This window comes from Polaromonas sp. YR568 (assembly GCF_943371715.1).
In the GTDB taxonomy this organism is placed as follows: Bacteria; Pseudomonadota; Gammaproteobacteria; order Burkholderiales; family Burkholderiaceae_C; genus Polaromonas.
In genome coordinates this window covers 59,228-75,769 of sequence record NZ_CALRVW010000018.1, presented here as the reverse complement: position 1 = coordinate 75,769, position 16,542 = coordinate 59,228, and the positions used below count along the sequence as shown (strand labels likewise).

General features: G+C 64.9%; 12 protein-coding genes. 6 read left to right on the top strand and 6 right to left on the bottom strand.

Annotated features, from left to right (window positions below):
• Window positions 1–59: 59 nt before the first annotated feature.
• The 3 genes from dapA to AAG813_RS13820 form a co-directional block, all read right to left on the bottom strand.
• Window positions 60–941 carry a 4-hydroxy-tetrahydrodipicolinate synthase gene (dapA, locus tag AAG813_RS13830; protein WP_341916123.1) on the bottom strand — a complete coding sequence of 294 codons (882 nt, stop codon included), beginning with the start codon at window positions 939–941 and terminating at the stop codon, window positions 60–62.
• Between the two features lie 75 nt (window positions 942–1,016).
• Window positions 1,017–1,589, bottom strand: coding sequence for a class I SAM-dependent methyltransferase (locus AAG813_RS13825; RefSeq protein WP_341916122.1), 573 nt, complete (start codon window positions 1,587–1,589; stop codon window positions 1,017–1,019).
• Complete coding sequence (locus AAG813_RS13820) at window positions 1,586–2,398, bottom strand: SDR family oxidoreductase (protein WP_341916121.1); 813 nt, start codon at window positions 2,396–2,398, stop codon at window positions 1,586–1,588. The genes AAG813_RS13825 and AAG813_RS13820 overlap by 4 nt, the downstream gene beginning before the upstream one ends.
• 163 nt (window positions 2,399–2,561) lie before the next feature.
• Between AAG813_RS13820 and fusA the strand changes: the two genes are divergently transcribed.
• The gene (gene fusA / locus AAG813_RS13815) at window positions 2,562–4,622 is read left to right on the top strand and encodes an elongation factor G (RefSeq protein WP_341916120.1); all 2,061 of its coding nucleotides are present in this window, start codon (window positions 2,562–2,564) and stop codon (window positions 4,620–4,622) included.
• A 126-nt stretch (window positions 4,623–4,748) separates the two neighbouring features.
• On the opposite strand, the gene AAG813_RS13810 is transcribed toward fusA, so the two are convergent.
• Entirely contained in the window at window positions 4,749–5,978 is a 1,230-nt protein-coding gene (locus AAG813_RS13810; protein WP_341916119.1) for an MFS transporter, read from the bottom strand.
• Between the two features lie 150 nt (window positions 5,979–6,128).
• Between AAG813_RS13810 and AAG813_RS13805 the strand changes: the two genes are divergently transcribed.
• The 3 genes from AAG813_RS13805 (at window position 6,129) to parC (ending at window position 11,519) form a co-directional block, all read left to right on the top strand.
• Window positions 6,129–8,099, top strand: a complete 1,971-nt coding sequence (locus tag AAG813_RS13805) for a DNA topoisomerase IV subunit B (RefSeq protein ID WP_341916118.1) — start codon at window positions 6,129–6,131, stop codon at window positions 8,097–8,099.
• A gap of 34 nt (window positions 8,100–8,133) precedes the next feature.
• Window positions 8,134–9,033, top strand: coding sequence for a lytic transglycosylase domain-containing protein (locus AAG813_RS13800; RefSeq protein ID WP_341916117.1), 900 nt, complete (start codon window positions 8,134–8,136; stop codon window positions 9,031–9,033).
• Window positions 9,034–9,161: 128 nt separating this feature from the next.
• A complete protein-coding gene (parC, locus tag AAG813_RS13795; protein WP_341916116.1) occupies window positions 9,162–11,519 on the top strand; it encodes a DNA topoisomerase IV subunit A in 2,358 nt (785 codons plus the stop codon).
• 657 nt (window positions 11,520–12,176) lie between these two features.
• On the opposite strand, the gene egtD is transcribed toward parC, so the two are convergent.
• The gene (egtD, locus tag AAG813_RS13790; protein ID WP_341916115.1) at window positions 12,177–13,193 is read right to left on the bottom strand and encodes an L-histidine N(alpha)-methyltransferase; all 1,017 of its coding nucleotides are present in this window, start codon (window positions 13,191–13,193) and stop codon (window positions 12,177–12,179) included.
• Between the two features lie 177 nt (window positions 13,194–13,370).
• Here egtD and AAG813_RS13785 point away from each other — a divergent pair, with 177 nt between their 5' ends.
• Entirely contained in the window at window positions 13,371–13,922 is a 552-nt protein-coding gene (locus AAG813_RS13785) for a TlpA disulfide reductase family protein (RefSeq protein WP_341916114.1), read from the top strand.
• A gap of 6 nt (window positions 13,923–13,928) precedes the next feature.
• Here the strand turns inward: AAG813_RS13785 and AAG813_RS13780 are convergent, their stop codons facing one another.
• Window positions 13,929–15,074, bottom strand: coding sequence for a hypothetical protein (locus tag AAG813_RS13780; protein ID WP_341916113.1), 1,146 nt, complete (start codon window positions 15,072–15,074; stop codon window positions 13,929–13,931).
• A 240-nt stretch (window positions 15,075–15,314) separates the two neighbouring features.
• On the opposite strand from AAG813_RS13780, the gene AAG813_RS13775 reads away from it, so the two are divergent.
• Window positions 15,315–16,418 (top strand): transglutaminase domain-containing protein, encoded by a 1,104-nt coding sequence (locus AAG813_RS13775; RefSeq protein ID WP_341916112.1) that lies wholly within the window; start codon window positions 15,315–15,317, stop codon window positions 16,416–16,418.
• Window positions 16,419–16,542 lie beyond the last annotated feature (124 nt).

Sequence of the window (16,542 nt, the reverse complement as noted above, 5' to 3'; positions counted from 1 at the left end):
AGATACAGATCCGGAAGCGCTGGGCGTGTGCAATGTCATCACTGGGGGTTCCTTAAAAATCAGAGCAGGCCGCAAACGCGCAGGGCGTTTTCGACCGTGGCCTCGTTGGCCGTTTCAAGCGGGGTCATGGGCAGGCGCAGGGTGCCGCCGCACAGGCCCATGCGGGCCATGGCCCATTTGACAGGGATCGGGTTGGCTTCCACGAACAGATGTTTGTGCAGCGGCAGCAGCTGGAGCTGGATCTTCATCGCGCTGCGCGCATCGCCGGCGATGGCTGCCATGCAGAGTTCATGCATCAGGCGCGGCGCCACATTGGCCGTCACACTGATGTTGCCCTGGCCGCCGCACAGCATCAGCGCCACGGCGGTCGGATCGTCGCCGGAATAGACGGCAAAGCCGGCCGGCACTTCCTTGATGAGCCACTGCGCGCGTTCGATGTTGCCGGTCGCTTCCTTGATGCCCACGATGCCGGGTACCTGCGCCAGGCGCAGCACGGTGGCGTGCAGCATGTCGGCCACGGTGCGGCCGGGGACGTTGTACAGCACCATCGGCAGATCCACCGCTTCGGCTATCGCGGTGAAGTGCCGGTACTGGCCTTCCTGCGTCGGCTTGTTGTAGTAGGGCACGACCTGCAACTGGCAGTCGGCACCGACGGTTTTGGCAAAACGTGCCAGCTCGATGGCTTCGGCGGTGGAGTTGGCGCCGCAGCCGGCCATGACCGGCACCCGGCCCTTGGCTTGCTCCACCGAGACGCGGATGATCTCGCAGTGTTCTTCAACGCTGACGGTGGGCGACTCGCCGGTGGTGCCGACCACGCCGATGCAGTCGGTGCCTTCGGCGATATGCCAGTCCACCAGCTTGCGCAGGGTCGGGTAGTCAACGCTGCCGTCTTCATGCAGGGGGGTCGCCAGTGCAACGATGCTGCCGGTAATGGTTTTCATGTCTTTGTGTCAGGGGTGGAGCGCTGGCCGGGGCCAATGCTGCGGTAAAGCCAATTCAGCATTCTACCCAGTGCGCTAGGCTAGCAGATAGCGTGGGACCGTCCCCGGCGACGCCAGTTCCCGCACGGCTGCAATCCGCTGTGTAAAGCGGTCGGGGGCTTGCTGGAAGCCGTCTTCAAACGCGACCACCCGCAGGCCACGGCAGACCTCCAGCAGCTCGCCGGTGCGCAGCAGGAAATCGGGCCGCCAGGGTTTGCCCACGGTTTCGTTGCCCTGGGCAAAGGTTTCATAAATCAGCACGCCGCCCGGTGCCAGGCTGGCCAGCAGCGTGGGCAGCAGGGGCCGCCACAGGTAATTGGTGACGACGACGGCGTCGAACTGGCGGCCCGCAAAAGGCCAGGGACCGTTTTCAATGTCGGCCACCACGGCTTCGCAGGTTTCTGCGGGGATTGCTATCGATTCGATAGCTTCCTGCGACCGATCCACAAGCGTCAGGGGGTGATTTTGCTGGTGAAACCAGTAAGCATGCCGGCCATGGCCGCAGGCGACATCGAGCACGCGGCCCTGGGCCGGCACCAGGTGGGACCAGCGCCGGACCCAGGCTGACTGGACGAGGCTGGCATGGGCAGGTGTCGTATCGGTTTTCAATGCGGCTTGACCTCATCCTTGAGGGCGGCCAGTGCCATGGATTCGACGGCTCCAGGCGCCAGCAGCTTGAGCCAGCGCCCGAGTTTGCCTTTGGGCGTCATCACGACCTCGCGCGCGCGTTGGTCCATGCCGTCGAGAATCAGCCGGGCACAGGTCTCGACGCTCATGGCATCGTCTTCCTTGAGGCCGCTGGCGCCGGCGGGTGCGCCCGCGGCGTTGAAGCCCCGGTAGCGGATCTGTGTGGCCACCACGCCGGGGTAAGCGGTGGTGACGCTGACACCGGCCGTTTTCAGCTCGGCGCGCAGGGCTTCAAAAAAGCCGGTCATGGCAAATTTGCTGGCGCTGTAGGCGGTGCGCCCCGGCACACCCACCAGCCCGGCCAGGCTGGACACTGCCACCAGGCTGCCGCGACTTTGTTTCAGGTGGGGCAGGGCGGCGTGCGTACACCAGACGCTGCCCCAGAGGTTGATGCGCATCAGGTCTTCGTACCAGCCCAGGTCGTCGGTTTTCACATCTTCAAACAGGGCCTGCGCCGACATGCCGGCGTTGTTGATCAGGGCGTCGATCTGCCCGAAGGCCTCGACGGCGGTGCTGATCAGCGCTCGGCACTGGGCCGGCTCGGAGACATCGGTGCGGACCACCAGCGCCGCGGCCCCGCCGGCCCGGCACTGGGTGGCGACGGCATGGAGCGCTTCTTCATTGCGCGCGGCCAGCACCAGCGCCACCGCCGCGCCATGGCGCTGCGCCAGCTGGCGCGCCATTTCCGCGCCTATGCCGTCGGACGCCCCGGTGATGACGATGGTTTTCATGGCCTGCTGTCCCCTGCGTGTGTGGAGGCGAAAGACTACCACCGTTTGACGTTTGCACCGGCCTCTTGCCCCGGTGCGGTCTATCCCTTACGCTGTCATCTGCTTCAGGCGTCAGGCCAACCCATCGGGCGCAGGCGCCACGCCCGGCACTCAGGAGCGCGCCATGTCCTCTTCCACGCATCCGGTTCCTTCGGCCGTTCCCGCCCTGCGCACGCTGGCGCTGGTGGGCGCAGCGGCCAGCGGCAAAACCACTCTGGTCGAGGCCCTGCTGCACCAGGCGGGCGCCATCGGCGCCCCGGGCAGCCTGGAGCGCGGCACGACGGTCAGCGACTTCGATCCGCTGGAGCGCCGCGCCCAGCATTCGCTGCATTCGGCGCTGGTCCATCTGCAGCACCTGGACACACGCATTCACATCATCGACACGCCCGGCGCGCCGGATTTTCTCGGGCAATCGCTGCCGGCGCTGGAGGCGGTGGAAACCGCCGCCCTGGTCGTCAGTGCCGCCAGCGGGCTGGAGCTCATGAGCGGCCGCATGATGGACTGGGCCGCCGGCCGCGGCTTGTGCCGCATGGTGATCATCAACAAGGTCGACGCGCTGGGCACTGACCTTCCCGGGCTGCTGGCCGCCATCCAGGACGCCTTCGGCAAGGAATGCCTGCCCCTGAACCTGCCCGCTGGCGGCGGCACCCGGGTGGTGGACTGTTTTTTCAATCCGGCCGGGGAGTCCGATTTTTCCAGCGTGGCGCTGGCCCACCGCGCGCTGGTCGAGCAGGTGGTCGAGGTCGATCCGGCCTTGGTCGAGCGTTACCTGGACGAAGGCGACGTTGATCCCCGGGAGCTGCACGCGCCGCTGGAGCAGGCCCTGCGCGAGGGGCATTTGATTCCCGTGTGTTTTGTGTCGGCACGCAACGGTGCCGGTGTGGCCGAACTGCTGGACGTGATGGTCAAACTGTTGCCGAATCCGGCCGAGGGCAACCCGCCGAAGTTCCTGCGCGGCGAGGGTGCCAGCGCCGTCCCGGTGCGGGCCGTGCCCGATCCGGCCAGACATGTGCTGGCGCATGTTTTCAAGGTCAGTGTGGACCCCTATGTCGGCAAGATGGGTATCTTCCGGGTGCACCAGGGCACGGTGACCCCGGGCAGCCAGCTCTACATCGGCGACGGCAGGCGCCCCTTCAAGGTCGGCCACCTGTTCCGGCTGCAGGGCAAGGACCACATGGAAATTACCAGCGCCGGGCCGGGTGAGCTGTGCGCCGTGGCCAAGGTCGACGAGATCCATTTTGACGCCGTGCTGCACGATGCGGCGGAGGATGAACACATTCACCTGCAGCCGCTGGACTTTCCGGTGCCGGTGCACGGGCTGGCCATCGAGCCCCGACGCCGCGGCGACGAGCAGCGCATGTGGGACCTGGTGCAGCGGCTGGTGGATGAAGATCCCTGCCTGCGGCTGGAACATGTGGCGCAGACCAATGAAACCGTGGTGTACGGCCTCGGCGAGCTGCACCTGCGCACGCTGATCGAACGGCTGACCGAGGTCTACAAATGTGAGGTGAACACGCGGCCGCCGCGTATTGCCTACCGCGAAACGGTCACCGCGCCGGCCGCCGGCCACCACCGCCACAAAAAGCAAAGCGGCGGCGCCGGCCAGTTCGGCGAGGTGTTCCTGCGCATCGAGCCGCTGGCGCGCGGCGCCGGCATCGAGTTTGTCGACCAGGTCAAGGGCGGCACGATTCCCGGCCAGTACATGCCGGCGGTGGAAAAAGGCGTGCGTCAGGCGCTCGACGGCGGGGTGGTCGCGGGCTTTCCGGTCAGCGATGTGCGGGTGGTGGTGTACGACGGCAAGCACCACAGCGTGGACAGCAAGGACATTGCCTTTGCGACGGCCGGCCGCAAGGCGGTGATCGAGGCGGTGCGCGCCGCGACGCCGGTGGTGCTCGAACCCGTTGTGAATGTCGAGATCACGGCGCCCGAGGCCGTCATGGGCGACATCACAGGCGACCTGTCGGCGCGCCGAGGGCAGGTCAGCGGCACGCGCGGACTGCAAGCCGGTACGCTGGCCGTGCTGGGCCAGGTGCCGCTGTCCGAACTGGCTGCCTACCAGTCGCGGCTCAACGCGCTGACCGGCGGGCAGGGGGCTTACACGCTGGCCTTCAGCCATTACGAGGTGGTGCCGCCGGCGGTACAGCAGCAACTGGCCGGGCAGTACCGGGTACGCGACGAGGAGTAAGGCTCCTAGAAGCAGGCCCAGAGCTGGTCGGCCAGCGTCAGCAAAAAGTCGGGCCGCAAATACAGCGCAAACACGCCCAGCGTGGCCGCGATGGCCAGTACATACAAGGCGAGCTTGCGTGCCATGTCAGGCACCTTGGGGCACGCGGCCCGCCGCAGGACGGTGGATGGCCGCTTCGCGCACCGGCAGGTTGATCAGTGCCGCAAACACGCCCAGCGCAATCGTGATGTACCAGACGATGTCGTAACTGCCGGTGCGGTCGTAGAGCACGCCGCCCAGCCAGACCCCCATGAAGGAGCCGATCTGGTGACTGAAAAACACAAAGCCGCTGAGCATGGACAGATGCTGGATGCCGAAAATCTGCGCCACGACGGCGTTGGTGGGCGGCACGGTGGACAGCCACAGCAGGCCCATCAGGCTGGCAAAGATGTAGACGCTCGCCGGGCTCAGCGGCGCGGCGAGGAACACGGCAATCACGACGGCCCGCGCGAGATAGATAAAGGCCAGGATGTTCTTTTTGGCCAGCCGCTGGCCGAGGGCGCCCGCCGCATAGGTGCCGAACACATTGAACAGGCCGATCAGTGCCAGCGCATAACTGGCCACCTGCGGCGACAGCCCTTTGTCCTTGAGGTAGCTGGGCATGTGCACGCCGATGAACACCACCTGGAAGCCGCAGACGAAGTAGCCGGCCATCAGCAGCTGGAAGCTCGGGTACTTGAAGGCTTCCCTGAGCGCCTGCAGGATGGTCTGTTCACGCGGCGGCGCCTGGCCGGGGCCGAAGCGGGTTTCGCGCAGGCCAAAGGCCAGCGGGGCGATCAGCAGCACCGCGGCGCCCAGCACCAGCAGCGCCTCTTTCCAGCCCAGGCCGCTGATCAGGAAACCTTCGACCGGCACCATCAGGAACTGCCCGAAAGAGCCTGCCGCCGCCGCCACACCCATGGCCCAAGAGCGTTTGTCGGCCGAAATGTTGCGGCCGATCACGCCATAAATCACGGCATAGGTGGTGCCTGCCTGCGCCGCGCCTATGAGCACGCCGGCCGTCAGCGTGAACAGCAGGCCGGTTGGCGATAGCGCCATGCCGACCAGTCCCAGCGCATACAGCACGGCGCCGCCCGCAATGACGCGAAACGCGCCAAAACGGTCGGCCAGCATGCCGGCAAAAATGCCGAACACGCCCCAGGACAGGTTTTGCACCGCCAGGGCAAAGGCAAAGGTTTCACGGGTCCAGCCCTGGGCCTGGGTGATCGGCTGCAGCCACAGGCCGAAGCCGTGACGTATGCCCATGGACAGGGTGACGATGGCGGCGCCGCAGATGAGCACCTGGGCCATGGAGAGATTTCGGCTTGGGGATTGCATCCGGAGAATGTACCCAATGGCGCTGCATTCTGCTTTTGAAAGTTTTGGGGGTCATTGATGAGCGCCATGGCATGGGTTTCGGAGTGCGCTGGATGAAAGGCTGTATATTCATCCAGTCTTAAAATCATCCGGGACTACAATCCACCCCCCATGGCGACCAAACTACCCAACGACTACTCCGAAGGCTCGATCCGCGTGCTCAAGGGCCTGGAGCCCGTCAAGCAGCGGCCCGGCATGTACACGCGCACCGACAATCCGCTGCACATCATCCAGGAAGTGCTGGACAACTCGGCCGACGAGGCGCTGGCTGGCCATGGCAAGAAGATCAAGGTCACGCTGCACACCGACGGCTCCATCAGCGTCGAGGATGACGGCCGCGGCATTCCCTACGGCCTGCATCCGGAGGAAAAGGCGCCGGTGATCGAGTTGGTCTTCACCCGCCTGCATGCCGGCGGCAAGTTCGACAAGGGCAAGGGCGGGGCCTACAGTTTTTCCGGCGGCCTGCACGGCGTCGGCGTCAGCGTGACCAACGCGCTGTCCAAACGGCTGGAGGCGACCTCCTACCGTGACGGCATGGTGGCCAGGCTGGTGTTCGAGGCGGGCGATGTCACCGAGCCGCTGGAGCTGCGCAAGGCGGCCGAGGGCGACCGCAAGTCCGGCACCACCGTGCGTGCCTGGCCGGACGCCAAATATTTCGAGGCCTCGGCCCTGCCCATGGCCGAGCTGACCCATCTGCTGCGCAGCAAGGCCGTGCTGATGCCTGGCGTCACCGTGACGCTGGTGGTGGAGAAGACCAAAGAGGTGCAGACATGGGTCTATAAGGGCGGCCTGCGCGACTACCTGATGCAGACCCTGAACGCCGATCCGGTGATTCCGCTGTTCGAGGGCGAGGGTTTTGCCGATGCGGCGCACGACAGTTTTGCCGAGGGCGAGGGCGCCCAGTGGTGCCTGGCCTTCACCGAGGACGGCCAGCCGGTGCGCGAGAGTTATGTCAACCTGATCCCGACCAGCGCCGGCGGAACGCATGAAAGCGGCCTGCGCGATGGCGTGTTCCAGGCCGTCAAGAGTTTCATCGAGCTGCATTCGCTGCTGCCCAAAGGCGTCAAGCTGTTGCCCGAAGACGTGTTTGCCCGCGCCAGCTATGTGCTTTCGGCCAAGGTGCTGGACCCGCAGTTCCAGGGCCAGATCAAGGAGCGGCTCAATTCGCGCGATGCGGTGCGCCTGGTCTCGAGTTTTGTGCGGCCGACGCTGGAACTCTGGCTGAACCAGCATGTGGACTACGGCAAAAAACTGGCCGAACTGGCGATCAAGGCCGCGCAAACCCGCCAGAAGGCCGGCCAAAAGGTGGAAAAACGCAAGGGCTCGGGCGTGGCCGTGCTGCCGGGCAAGCTGACCGACTGTGAAAGCAAGGACCTGGCGCACAACGAAGTGTTTCTGGTTGAGGGCGACTCCGCCGGTGGCAGCGCCAAGATGGGGCGCGACAAGGAAAGCCAGGCCATCCTGCCGCTGCGCGGCAAGGTGCTCAACACCTGGGAGGTCGAGCGCGACCGGCTGTTTGCCAACACCGAGATCCACGACATCGCGGTAGCCATTGGTGTGGACCCGCACGGCCCCAACGATTCCCCTGACCTCAGCGGCCTGCGTTACGGCAAGATCTGCATCCTCAGTGATGCGGATGTGGACGGCTCGCACATCCAGGTGCTGCTGCTGACCTTGTTTTTCCGGCATTTCCCCCAACTTATTGCAACTGGGCATATCTTTGTCGCGCGACCACCGCTCTTCAGGGTGGACGCCCCGGCCCGCGGAAAGAAGCCTGCATCGAAGGCGTACGCGCTTGATGAAGGCGAGTTGACGGCCATTCTCGACAAATTGCGCAAGGAAGGCGTGCGTGAAGGGGCTTGGGCGATCAGCCGCTTCAAGGGCCTGGGCGAAATGAATGCGGAACAATTGTGGGAAACCACACTCAATCCTGATACGCGCCGGCTGTTGCCGGTGCAACTCGGCAATATCGACTTTGCCCAGACCGAGAGTCTGGTGACGAAATTGATGGGCAAGGGCGAAGCCGCCGCGCGGCGCGAACTGATGGAACTGCACGGCGATGCCGTGGAGATCGACATTTAAAGGACACCATGCGCCAACTGCAGATTTGCAAGGCATGAGTTATTTCATGCATCAAAAATGGCTCCAGCCCTTGTGGGCAGTGCGCAGGCAGCTATCATTTTTGATAGCCGCTGCAGCCCTGCTGCTGGCCAGCGCGCCGGCCCGTGCCGACGTCTGGGGCTATGTGGACGACCAGGGGGTGGCGCATTTTTCGTCCGAGCGGCTCGACGAGCGTTACCAGCTGTTTTTCCGCGGCGGCGAGAGTTTTGACACCAGCCGTGGCGGGCGCGCTTCGGCGGGCGCCTACGGCGGCGGCATGCCCGGTGCCCCGCCCAAGCTGCTGGCCTTTTTCGACGTTTCACCCAACTACAAGGCGGTCAAACATCTGCTGCGCGAGGCCTCGGTGGCCCAGGACATCGACTACGAGCTGCTGCAGGCGCTGATTGCCACCGAGTCGGGCTTCAACACCCACGCGGTGTCGCCCAAGGGCGCGGTGGGCCTGATGCAGCTGATGCCACCCACGGCCCAGCGATACGGCGTGCGTGGCGACAAAAATTCCCCGATCGAGAAAAAACTGACCGACCCGAGAACCAACATCGGGGCCGGCTCGCGTTACCTGCGTTACCTGATCGACCTGTTCCCCGGCCAGCTCGAGCTGGCAGTAGCCGCCTACAACGCCGGCGAAGGCGCGGTCCAGCGTTACGGCAACAAGATCCCCAACTATCCCGAGACCAAAAATTACGTCAAGACCGTGATGCAGCTCTACCGCCACCTCAAGCCGCCGAGCAGCATCAGTGAATCACGGCGCTCGGGCCGCGTCAGGATGGAAATGATGGGCGGCAGCAAGATTTCTTCCAGCCCGTCCGCTGGCGGCGCCACCGGGCGCGGCAACCAATTGCCGACCCTGGTCGTGCAAAGCCCGGTCGCACCGGAATTCCGGGTCGAGCGCGACTAGTGTCCTGATCTGGCGTCCTGACGTGGAACTGCAGTTCCGCGTGAGGCCATAATCGCCTGCGATGGCCAGCCGGCCCTCTGGTACGGCCACCTCTTTTGACCTCTATCCCTTTTTCAGTTTGAAACCCGATGGACGATCTTTTTACGCCTGCCCCGCCTTCCCCGCCCGACGTCCCTGACCAGGAATCGCTGGCCGCCTATGCCCAGCGCGCCTACCTCGAATACGCGCTCAGCGTGGTCAAGGGCCGGGCCTTGCCCGATGTCTGCGATGGCCAGAAGCCGGTGCAGCGGCGCATCATGTACGCCATGGCGCGCATGGGGCTGGGCTTTTCCGGCGCCGGCGGCGCCAAGCCGGTCAAAAGTGCGCGTGTGGTCGGTGACGTGCTGGGCAAATACCATCCGCACGGCGACCAGGCGGCCTACGACGCGATGGTGCGCATGGCGCAGGACTTCAGCCAGCGTTACCCGCTGATCGACGGCCAGGGCAATTTCGGCAGCCGTGACGGCGACGGCGCCGCGGCGATGCGCTACACCGAGGCGCGGCTGGCAAAAATCACCACCCTGCTGCTCGACGAGCTCGACGAAGGCACGGTCGACTTCGTGCCGAATTACGATGGTTCTTTTGAGGAGCCGAAGCAGCTGCCGGCGCGTTTGCCCTTCACGCTGCTCAACGGCGCCAGCGGCATCGCCGTCGGCCTGGCCACCGAGATCCCCAGCCACAACCTGCGCGAAGTGGCTGACGCCTGCATCGCGCTGATCAAGACCCCCAAGCTCGGCGACGACGAACTGTACACGCTGATCGCCGGGCCCGACTACCCGGGCGGCGGCCAGATCATCTCGACGGCGGCCGACATTGCGGCGGCCTACAGCACCGGCCGCGGCTCGCTCAAGGTGCGCGCGCGCTGGAAGATCGAAGACCTGGCGCGCGGCCAGTGGCAGCTGGTGGTGCAGGAGCTGCCGCCCGGCGTCAGCACGCAGCGTGTGCTGGAAGAAATCGAAGAGATCACCAACCCGAAAATCAAGGCCGGCAAGAAGGCGTTGAGCCTGGACCAGGTCCAGCTCAAGCAGACCGTGCTGGCTGTACTCGATGTGGTGCGCGACGAGTCGAGCAAGGACGCGGCGGTGCGCCTGGTGTTCGAACCCAAGACCAGTCGCATCGAGCAGTCCGAACTGATCACCACCTTGCTGGCGCACACCAGCCTGGAAAGCTCGGCCAGCATCAACCTGACCATGATCGGGCTGGACGGACGGCCAACGCAGAAGACGCTGCGGCAGATGCTGCAGGAGTGGATCGCCTTTCGCCAGACCACGATAGAGCGGCGTTCGCAGCACCGCCTGAACAAGGTGCTGGACCGCATCCACATCCTCGAGGGCCGGCAGCTGGTGCTGCTCAACATCGATGAAGTCATCGCCATCATCCGCCAGTCCGATGAGCCCAAGGCGGCGCTGATTGCGCGTTTCAAGCTCAGCGACCGGCAAGCCGAAGACATTCTTGAAATCCGCCTGCGCCAGCTGGCCAGGCTGGAGGCCATCAAGATCGAACAGGAGCTCAAGGGCCTGCGCGAAGAGCAGGGCAAACTCGAGGAAATCCTCGGCAGCCCGGCCGCCTTGCGGCGCCTGATGATCAAGGAAATCGAGGCGGACGCCAAGCAGTTTGCCGACCCGCGCCGCACCCTGATCCAGGCCGAGAAAAAAGCCGTGCTCGAAGTCAAGGTCCTCGACGAGCCGGTGACCGTGGTGGTCAGCGCCAAGGGCTGGGTGCGTGCGCGCAGCGGCCACGGCCACGATGCCGCCAGCTTCGCCTTCAAGTCGGGTGACGGCCTGTACGGCACCTTTGAATGCCGCACCGTCGATACCCTGCTGGTGTTCGGCACGGCCACCAAGGGCACGGGTCGGGTGTATTCGATTCCGGTGGCCATGTTGCCCGGCGCACGCGGCGACGGGCAGCCGGTGACCACGCTGATCGAGCTCGAAACCGGCACGCAGCCGGCGCATTATTTCGCCGGGCCGGCCAGTGCCAGCTTGCTGCTCAGCAGCAGTGGCGGCTACGGCTTCCTGGCCACGGTCGAGAACATGACCTCGCGCCTCAAGGCCGGCAAGGCCTTCATCAGCTGCGCTGAAGGCGAGACCATCTGCAAGCCCTCGCCGGTGGCAGGCTGCGGCGGCGGTGCACCTCTGAGCCCGGCGACGCACGTGGCCTGCGCCTCCACCGGTGGGCGCATCCTGACTTTCGAGATCAGCGAGCTCAAGACCCAGGCCGCCGGCGGCCGCGGCCTGATGCTGATTGACCTGGATGCCAAGGACACGCTGGCCGGCGCGGCGGCGTACACCCGCAGCGTGAAGATCGAGGGCATAGGTCGTGGCGGCAAGGAGCGCGAGGAAACGCTGGAGATCCGCAGCCTGAACAATGCGCGGGCCGCACGCGGCCGCAAGGGCAAGGCGGCGGACCTGGGCTTCAAGCCGACGGGGATCACCCGGGTTGAATGACGGGGCTGAAAAGCTATTGTTTTGATAGCTACTTGCGCCCGGGGATATTGGGCTGATGGGCTATTTTCTATGGACTCACGCGGGCCAGGACAAGGCGGCTGAGGCTCTTTGATCTCGCTTGGTGGTTTGCCAACAAGCCGGGGGTTGCCCGGCGGCAAGTAACTTTCTTTTGCTTCGCCAAAAGAAAGTCACCAAAGAAAAGGCGACCCGATGGTCTGGGTCCCTTCGCTTCGCTACGGGCAGCCTGCGGTGCTCGGTAAAAGCGGGGTCTGGCTAAACTCGCTTCGCTCAAACAACGCCAGCCCTGATCCGCTTTTGCCTGCGCTCCTCGGCCCAGCCCGACGGGTGGGGGAAACGAATGCGGGTTCGGGTACGGGGAGACATGACGCGCACAGCGCGTCATGTCGGAGAACGTGGCCCTCATGTTTGCACGCGATCGCAGCTCACGGGGCCAAATGAAGTCCCCCTCCATCGCCCAGCGGGGCGAGGGAGGGGCTAGGGGTGGGAGTGGGGAGTCAGTCCTACTGTCCAAAGCGAACCACCGGCGCAGCGTGATGCCTGCGATATGGACCAGAAAAGTACCTTGCCCACCACAGAGAAACCCGGATTGCAGGCAACCAAGGGAGGCCGAATCAAACAGCAGCGGGTTTTAGCGTCTTACACCGACGCCCAGAACACCGCAAACCAGTCCTTCGGATCCGTCCACGGTTGGATCCGCGAAAACCCCGCCTGCCGCAGCAGCGCCGACATGCTGTCCAGCGTGTATTTGTAAGAACTTTCGGTGTGGATGCGTTCACCCATCCCGAAACGTCGCTCACCTTCCGGCCAGTGCACGGTCAGTTCGCAGCGTGCCTCCAGGTGCATCTCGATGCGCGACTGCGCTTCGTTGAACAGGGCGATGTGGCGCCATTGATGCGGGTCGAAGTCGGCGCCCAGCAGCGTGTTGACGTGGCGCAGCAGGTTTTTGTTGAAGGCGGCGGTAACGCCCAGCGCGTCGTCGTAGGCCGCTTCCAGCGTGGCCTTGTCCTTGACCAGGTCGATGCCGAGCAGCAGGCCGCGTGCAGCGCCCTGTGCCGGGTCGGCGATGCGCTGCAAAAACGCCAGCGCCTGCTCCGGCGAAAAATTTCCGATGCTGGAGCCGGGGTAGAAAAACACGCGGTCCTGGCGCTGCACTTGCGGCGGCAGGACCAGCGCGGTCGAAAAATCCATGCCCACGCCCACAATGGCCAGCTCCGGATAGGTGTTCTGCACCTGTTCTGCCGCATCGCGCAGAAAGTCCACCGAAATGTCGACCGGCACATACTGCACCGGCTGCAGGTGCGGGATCAGCCGCATGGCTTTGGCGCAGCTGCCGGCTCCCAGGTCGATCAGGCAGGGGCGGCTGATGCCGGCGCCGGCCAGCGCCGTTGCCATGTGTCCGTGGGCTGCCTCGAAAATGCCGGCCTCGGTGCGCGTCGGGTAATACTCGTCGAGTTGGGTGATGGCTTCAAAAAGTTGCGAGCCCAGGGCATCGTAGAAGTATTTGGGCGACACACTCGCGGCAGCCGCGTTCAGTCCGTCGGCCAGTTCACGCGCAGCACCGGGCTGGTCAGAGCCGGACGCGTTGTAGCGGTCGATGAACTGCGGGGACGCAGGCGCAAGGGCGAGCCCGGGGTGGGGAAGAGGGAAGTTCAAAATCGGTTTTCAGCGTGTGCTGGTGGGGGTTCAGGCAATTTACTGCAGGGCACGGCCTGCCTTTGTAGGACTGTTTCGCTTTGCTGGCAAGGGGGTGCCTGCCGGTGGATTGTCTGCCCATGCCAGATGCCCTGCGTGTCGCTGCGTTAATCCCGCCCTGCTAAGCTGGGTGTGACCATGTCCTCATTCTTTTATCCGATGGCGTCCAGGCGTCTTTTTTTGCAGGGCGCCGCCTGCGCAGCCGGTGCTTCGCTGCTGGGCCGTGATGCTCTTGCCGCGGGCGAAGCCACTTACGCTGTGTCGCCCTGGCAGGGCCCTGTTCCGTCCCTGCAGGCGGTCGACACCCAGGGCAAGACCTGGCGCCTGTCGGACCTCCGGGGCCGTGCGGTGCTGCTCAATTTCTGGGCCAGCTGGTGCGAGCCCTGCCGCGCGGAAATGCCGACCCTGCAGCAGATCGCCGACCTCTACGGCCCCGACAAGCTGCTGGTGCTGGCCATCAATTTCAAGGAACACCCGACACGTGCCATGCAATTTGCGGCCAGCACCGGGCTGAGCCTGCCCGTGCTGCTCGATCCGCAGGGACAGACGGCACGCGCCTGGGGCGTCAAGGTTTTCCCGACCACGGTGCTGGTGGACCGACAGGGCCGGCCGCATCAGCGTGTGCAGGGCGAGGTTGACTGGACCGGCACCGCCGCGACCGGGTGGGTCGAGGCCCTGCTCAAAAACTGAGCAGCCTCATTCCAGGGGCAGGACGATGTCCGTGGTGCCCGGGCAGACCCAGCGCGCAAATTCCCGTGTGGTGTCCAGGCAGCCGCCGTCGCGGTACACGCCGCGCGGTTCGCGGTAACGCTGCATGAGGGTCAGGATGCGTTCAAGCTCGGATTCGTCCTGCTGTGCCGCGGCCACCAGCGTTTCGACCTTGCTTTCATCGATGCGTTCGTCACCTGCTGCGTCCTGGTACAGCGCGTTGCGCCACTGGTAGATTTCCAGGCATTTGTCGGCCAGCGTGTAAGGCTTGTCGCGTTTCCAGAAGTTGCTGAACAGGCCACCGCCGAGGTAGATCACCCAGGAGCCTTCATAACCCGAAGCCTCGGCCGAGGCTTCGTCGGGATTGCGGAACCAGGTTCGGTCGCCCGGCACAAAATAATGCGGGGGCAGGGGCGCCTCCATCGATCCCTGTTCGCGCAGAAAAACATCGTGAAACGGGCCCGACATGATGGGTCGGGCGGCCCAGAGTGTCTGCAATTGCGCATACAGGGCGGGGTTGCAATGCGCCAGTTCCTCGGCAATGCCCAGCAGCATCACGTATTCGGTGGCGCGATAGCAGGAGAAGGAATACAGCGTGCCGGACACCTCGGGCTGGGTCGCCTTGGCCAGGGCGGCGATCAGCGACGCGCCGGGCCGGATGACAAAGCCGATGTCTTTCCTGTAGGTCCAGCAGTCCTCCGGCCGTTCCGCCTGACTGGTGTGAAAGGACAGGCTGGTCTTGCGGGCCGCCCGCGCGATGTTGTGGCGAATGCGGACGGCGGACACCAGTTCATCCACACTGGGGAATTCAAAGGCCACCGGCCCCATCAGCATGGCGGCCACGATCTCGCGCGTCAGGTCGGCCGGTTCGTCGTCGGTTTCCAGTTGCAGCCTGTGCGCCAGCGCGAGTGTGTCGTAGCCGGGGGCCCAGGCCTGGCCCTGTTCCGCACTCAGGCTGATCCGGATGAAGTGGCCGGTGTCATCGTTGCCCTCCGTGCTGCACACGCAGTGCGCCAGGTCCTGCGCGTCCAGCCGCGTCAGCACCGCCTGCAGTGTCGCCGCCAGCGCCTGGCCCGCGGTCCCGCGCAGCAGGATGCCTTGCGGCCCCGCTGCTTGTTTGCCCGATTTGCCCATGCCATCGTCTCCGGCTTTTATGTGTCGTTATCGTGTGAGCCTGCAACCGCGGTGGCGCGCGGGACGCCAGGAGGTCGCCTGAGAAATATAACCGAGCCGTTCCCAGCTTCGTGACCGGCAGCACGAAAGCCGCGATAATTGCACCTCGGCGCAGGCTTTCTGCTTTCCGCCGCATGGACATCCCGGTGCACCTTCTCATGCCCGGTCACGTCTGCCCACCCACCTTCCGGAGTTCTTTTGATGACCACCGTACGCCGTACCTTCCTGAAAAATTCCGCTGCAGCCGCCATGGCGGCCGCGTTGCCTGCGCTCAGTTTCGCCCAGGCAGCGCCGCGCCGCCTCTTCGCGCCCCAGAGCGGCGCCTGGCGCACCTTTGATGTGACCACCCGCGTCGATCTCGTCAAGCCCCAGGGCGTCGCCAAGGTCTGGCTGCCGATTCCTTCGGTCAACAGCGACTACCAGCGGTCGCAGGGCAACAGCTTTTCGAGCAATGGCAAAACCGACCTGACCGACGACGGCGTGGACGGCGCCAAAATGTTGTACGCCGAATTTGATGCAGGCCAGGCGCAGCCTTTTGTCGAGCTGACGAGCCGCGTGCAGACCCAGGGCCGCGCGGTCGACTGGGCGCACAAGACCGCGGTGCGCGAGGATGCCGACACGCTGCGCTACTTCACGCGCCCGACGAAGTTCCTGCCCACGGACGGGATCGTGCGTGCGACCGCGCAAAAAGCCATCGCCGGTGCCAAGACCGACGTCGAAAAAACGAAGAAGCTCTACGACTGGATCGTGGCCAACACCTACCGTGACCCCAAGGTGCGCGGCTGCGGCGAAGGCGACATCAAGACCATGCTGGAAACCGGCAACCTGGGCGGCAAGTGCGCCGACCTGAACGCGCTGTTTGTCGGCCTGTGCCGCTCGGTCGGCATTCCGGCGCGCGACGTGTACGGTATCCGCCTCGTGCCCTCCAGCTTTGGCTACAAGGAGCTCAGCGGCAACCCCGCCAGCCTCAAGGGCGCGCAGCACTGCCGTTCTGAAGTGTTCCTCAAGGGTTATGGCTGGGTGGCGATGGACCCGGCCGACGTGGCCAAGGTCATGCGCCTGGAAACGGCCGACTGGATCAAGAACACCACCGACCCGGTGGTGGCGCCGGTCAACAAGGCGCTGTTCGGCGGCTGGGAAGGCAACTGGATGGCCTACAACACTGCCCACGACATTGCTTTGCCGAATTCGAAACTCGAGAAGCTGGGCTTTTTCATGTACCCGGTGGCAGAAGACGCGGGTGGTCGTCTCGACTCCTACGCGCCGGATGACTTCAAGTACCAGATCACGGCAAAAGAGATTTAAGCCCCCACGCTTGCTCACTGCGTGTAGCCGCTGCCCCCCGAGGGGGCGCTGCGCCTGCGGCCCTGCAGAGCCGGTTCCGCGGCCCCGGCTTGACTGGAAGGGGCCTGGCAGCGGGTGCTCAACG

Bases quoted from the DNA above. Each gene is read 5' to 3' on its own strand.
- AAG813_RS13780 (WP_341916113.1), bottom strand. From the start codon at position 15,074: ATGGGCAAATCGGGCAAACAAGCAGCGGGGCCGCAAGGCATCCTGCTG.
- dapA (WP_341916123.1), bottom strand. From the start codon at position 941: ATGAAAACCATTACCGGCAGCATCGTTGCACTGGCGACCCCCCTGCAT.
- AAG813_RS13810 (WP_341916119.1), bottom strand. From the start codon at position 5,978: ATGCAATCCCCAAGCCGAAATCTCTCCATGGCCCAGGTGCTCATCTGC.
- AAG813_RS13785 (WP_341916114.1), top strand. From the start codon at position 13,371: ATGTCCTCATTCTTTTATCCGATGGCGTCCAGGCGTCTTTTTTTGCAG.
- AAG813_RS13800 (WP_341916117.1), top strand. From the start codon at position 8,134: ATGAGTTATTTCATGCATCAAAAATGGCTCCAGCCCTTGTGGGCAGTG.
- parC (WP_341916116.1), top strand. From the start codon at position 9,162: ATGGACGATCTTTTTACGCCTGCCCCGCCTTCCCCGCCCGACGTCCCT.
- fusA (WP_341916120.1), top strand. From the start codon at position 2,562: ATGTCCTCTTCCACGCATCCGGTTCCTTCGGCCGTTCCCGCCCTGCGC.
- AAG813_RS13820 (WP_341916121.1), bottom strand. From the start codon at position 2,398: ATGAAAACCATCGTCATCACCGGGGCGTCCGACGGCATAGGCGCGGAA.
- AAG813_RS13775 (WP_341916112.1), top strand. From the start codon at position 15,315: ATGACCACCGTACGCCGTACCTTCCTGAAAAATTCCGCTGCAGCCGCC.
- AAG813_RS13805 (WP_341916118.1), top strand. From the start codon at position 6,129: ATGGCGACCAAACTACCCAACGACTACTCCGAAGGCTCGATCCGCGTG.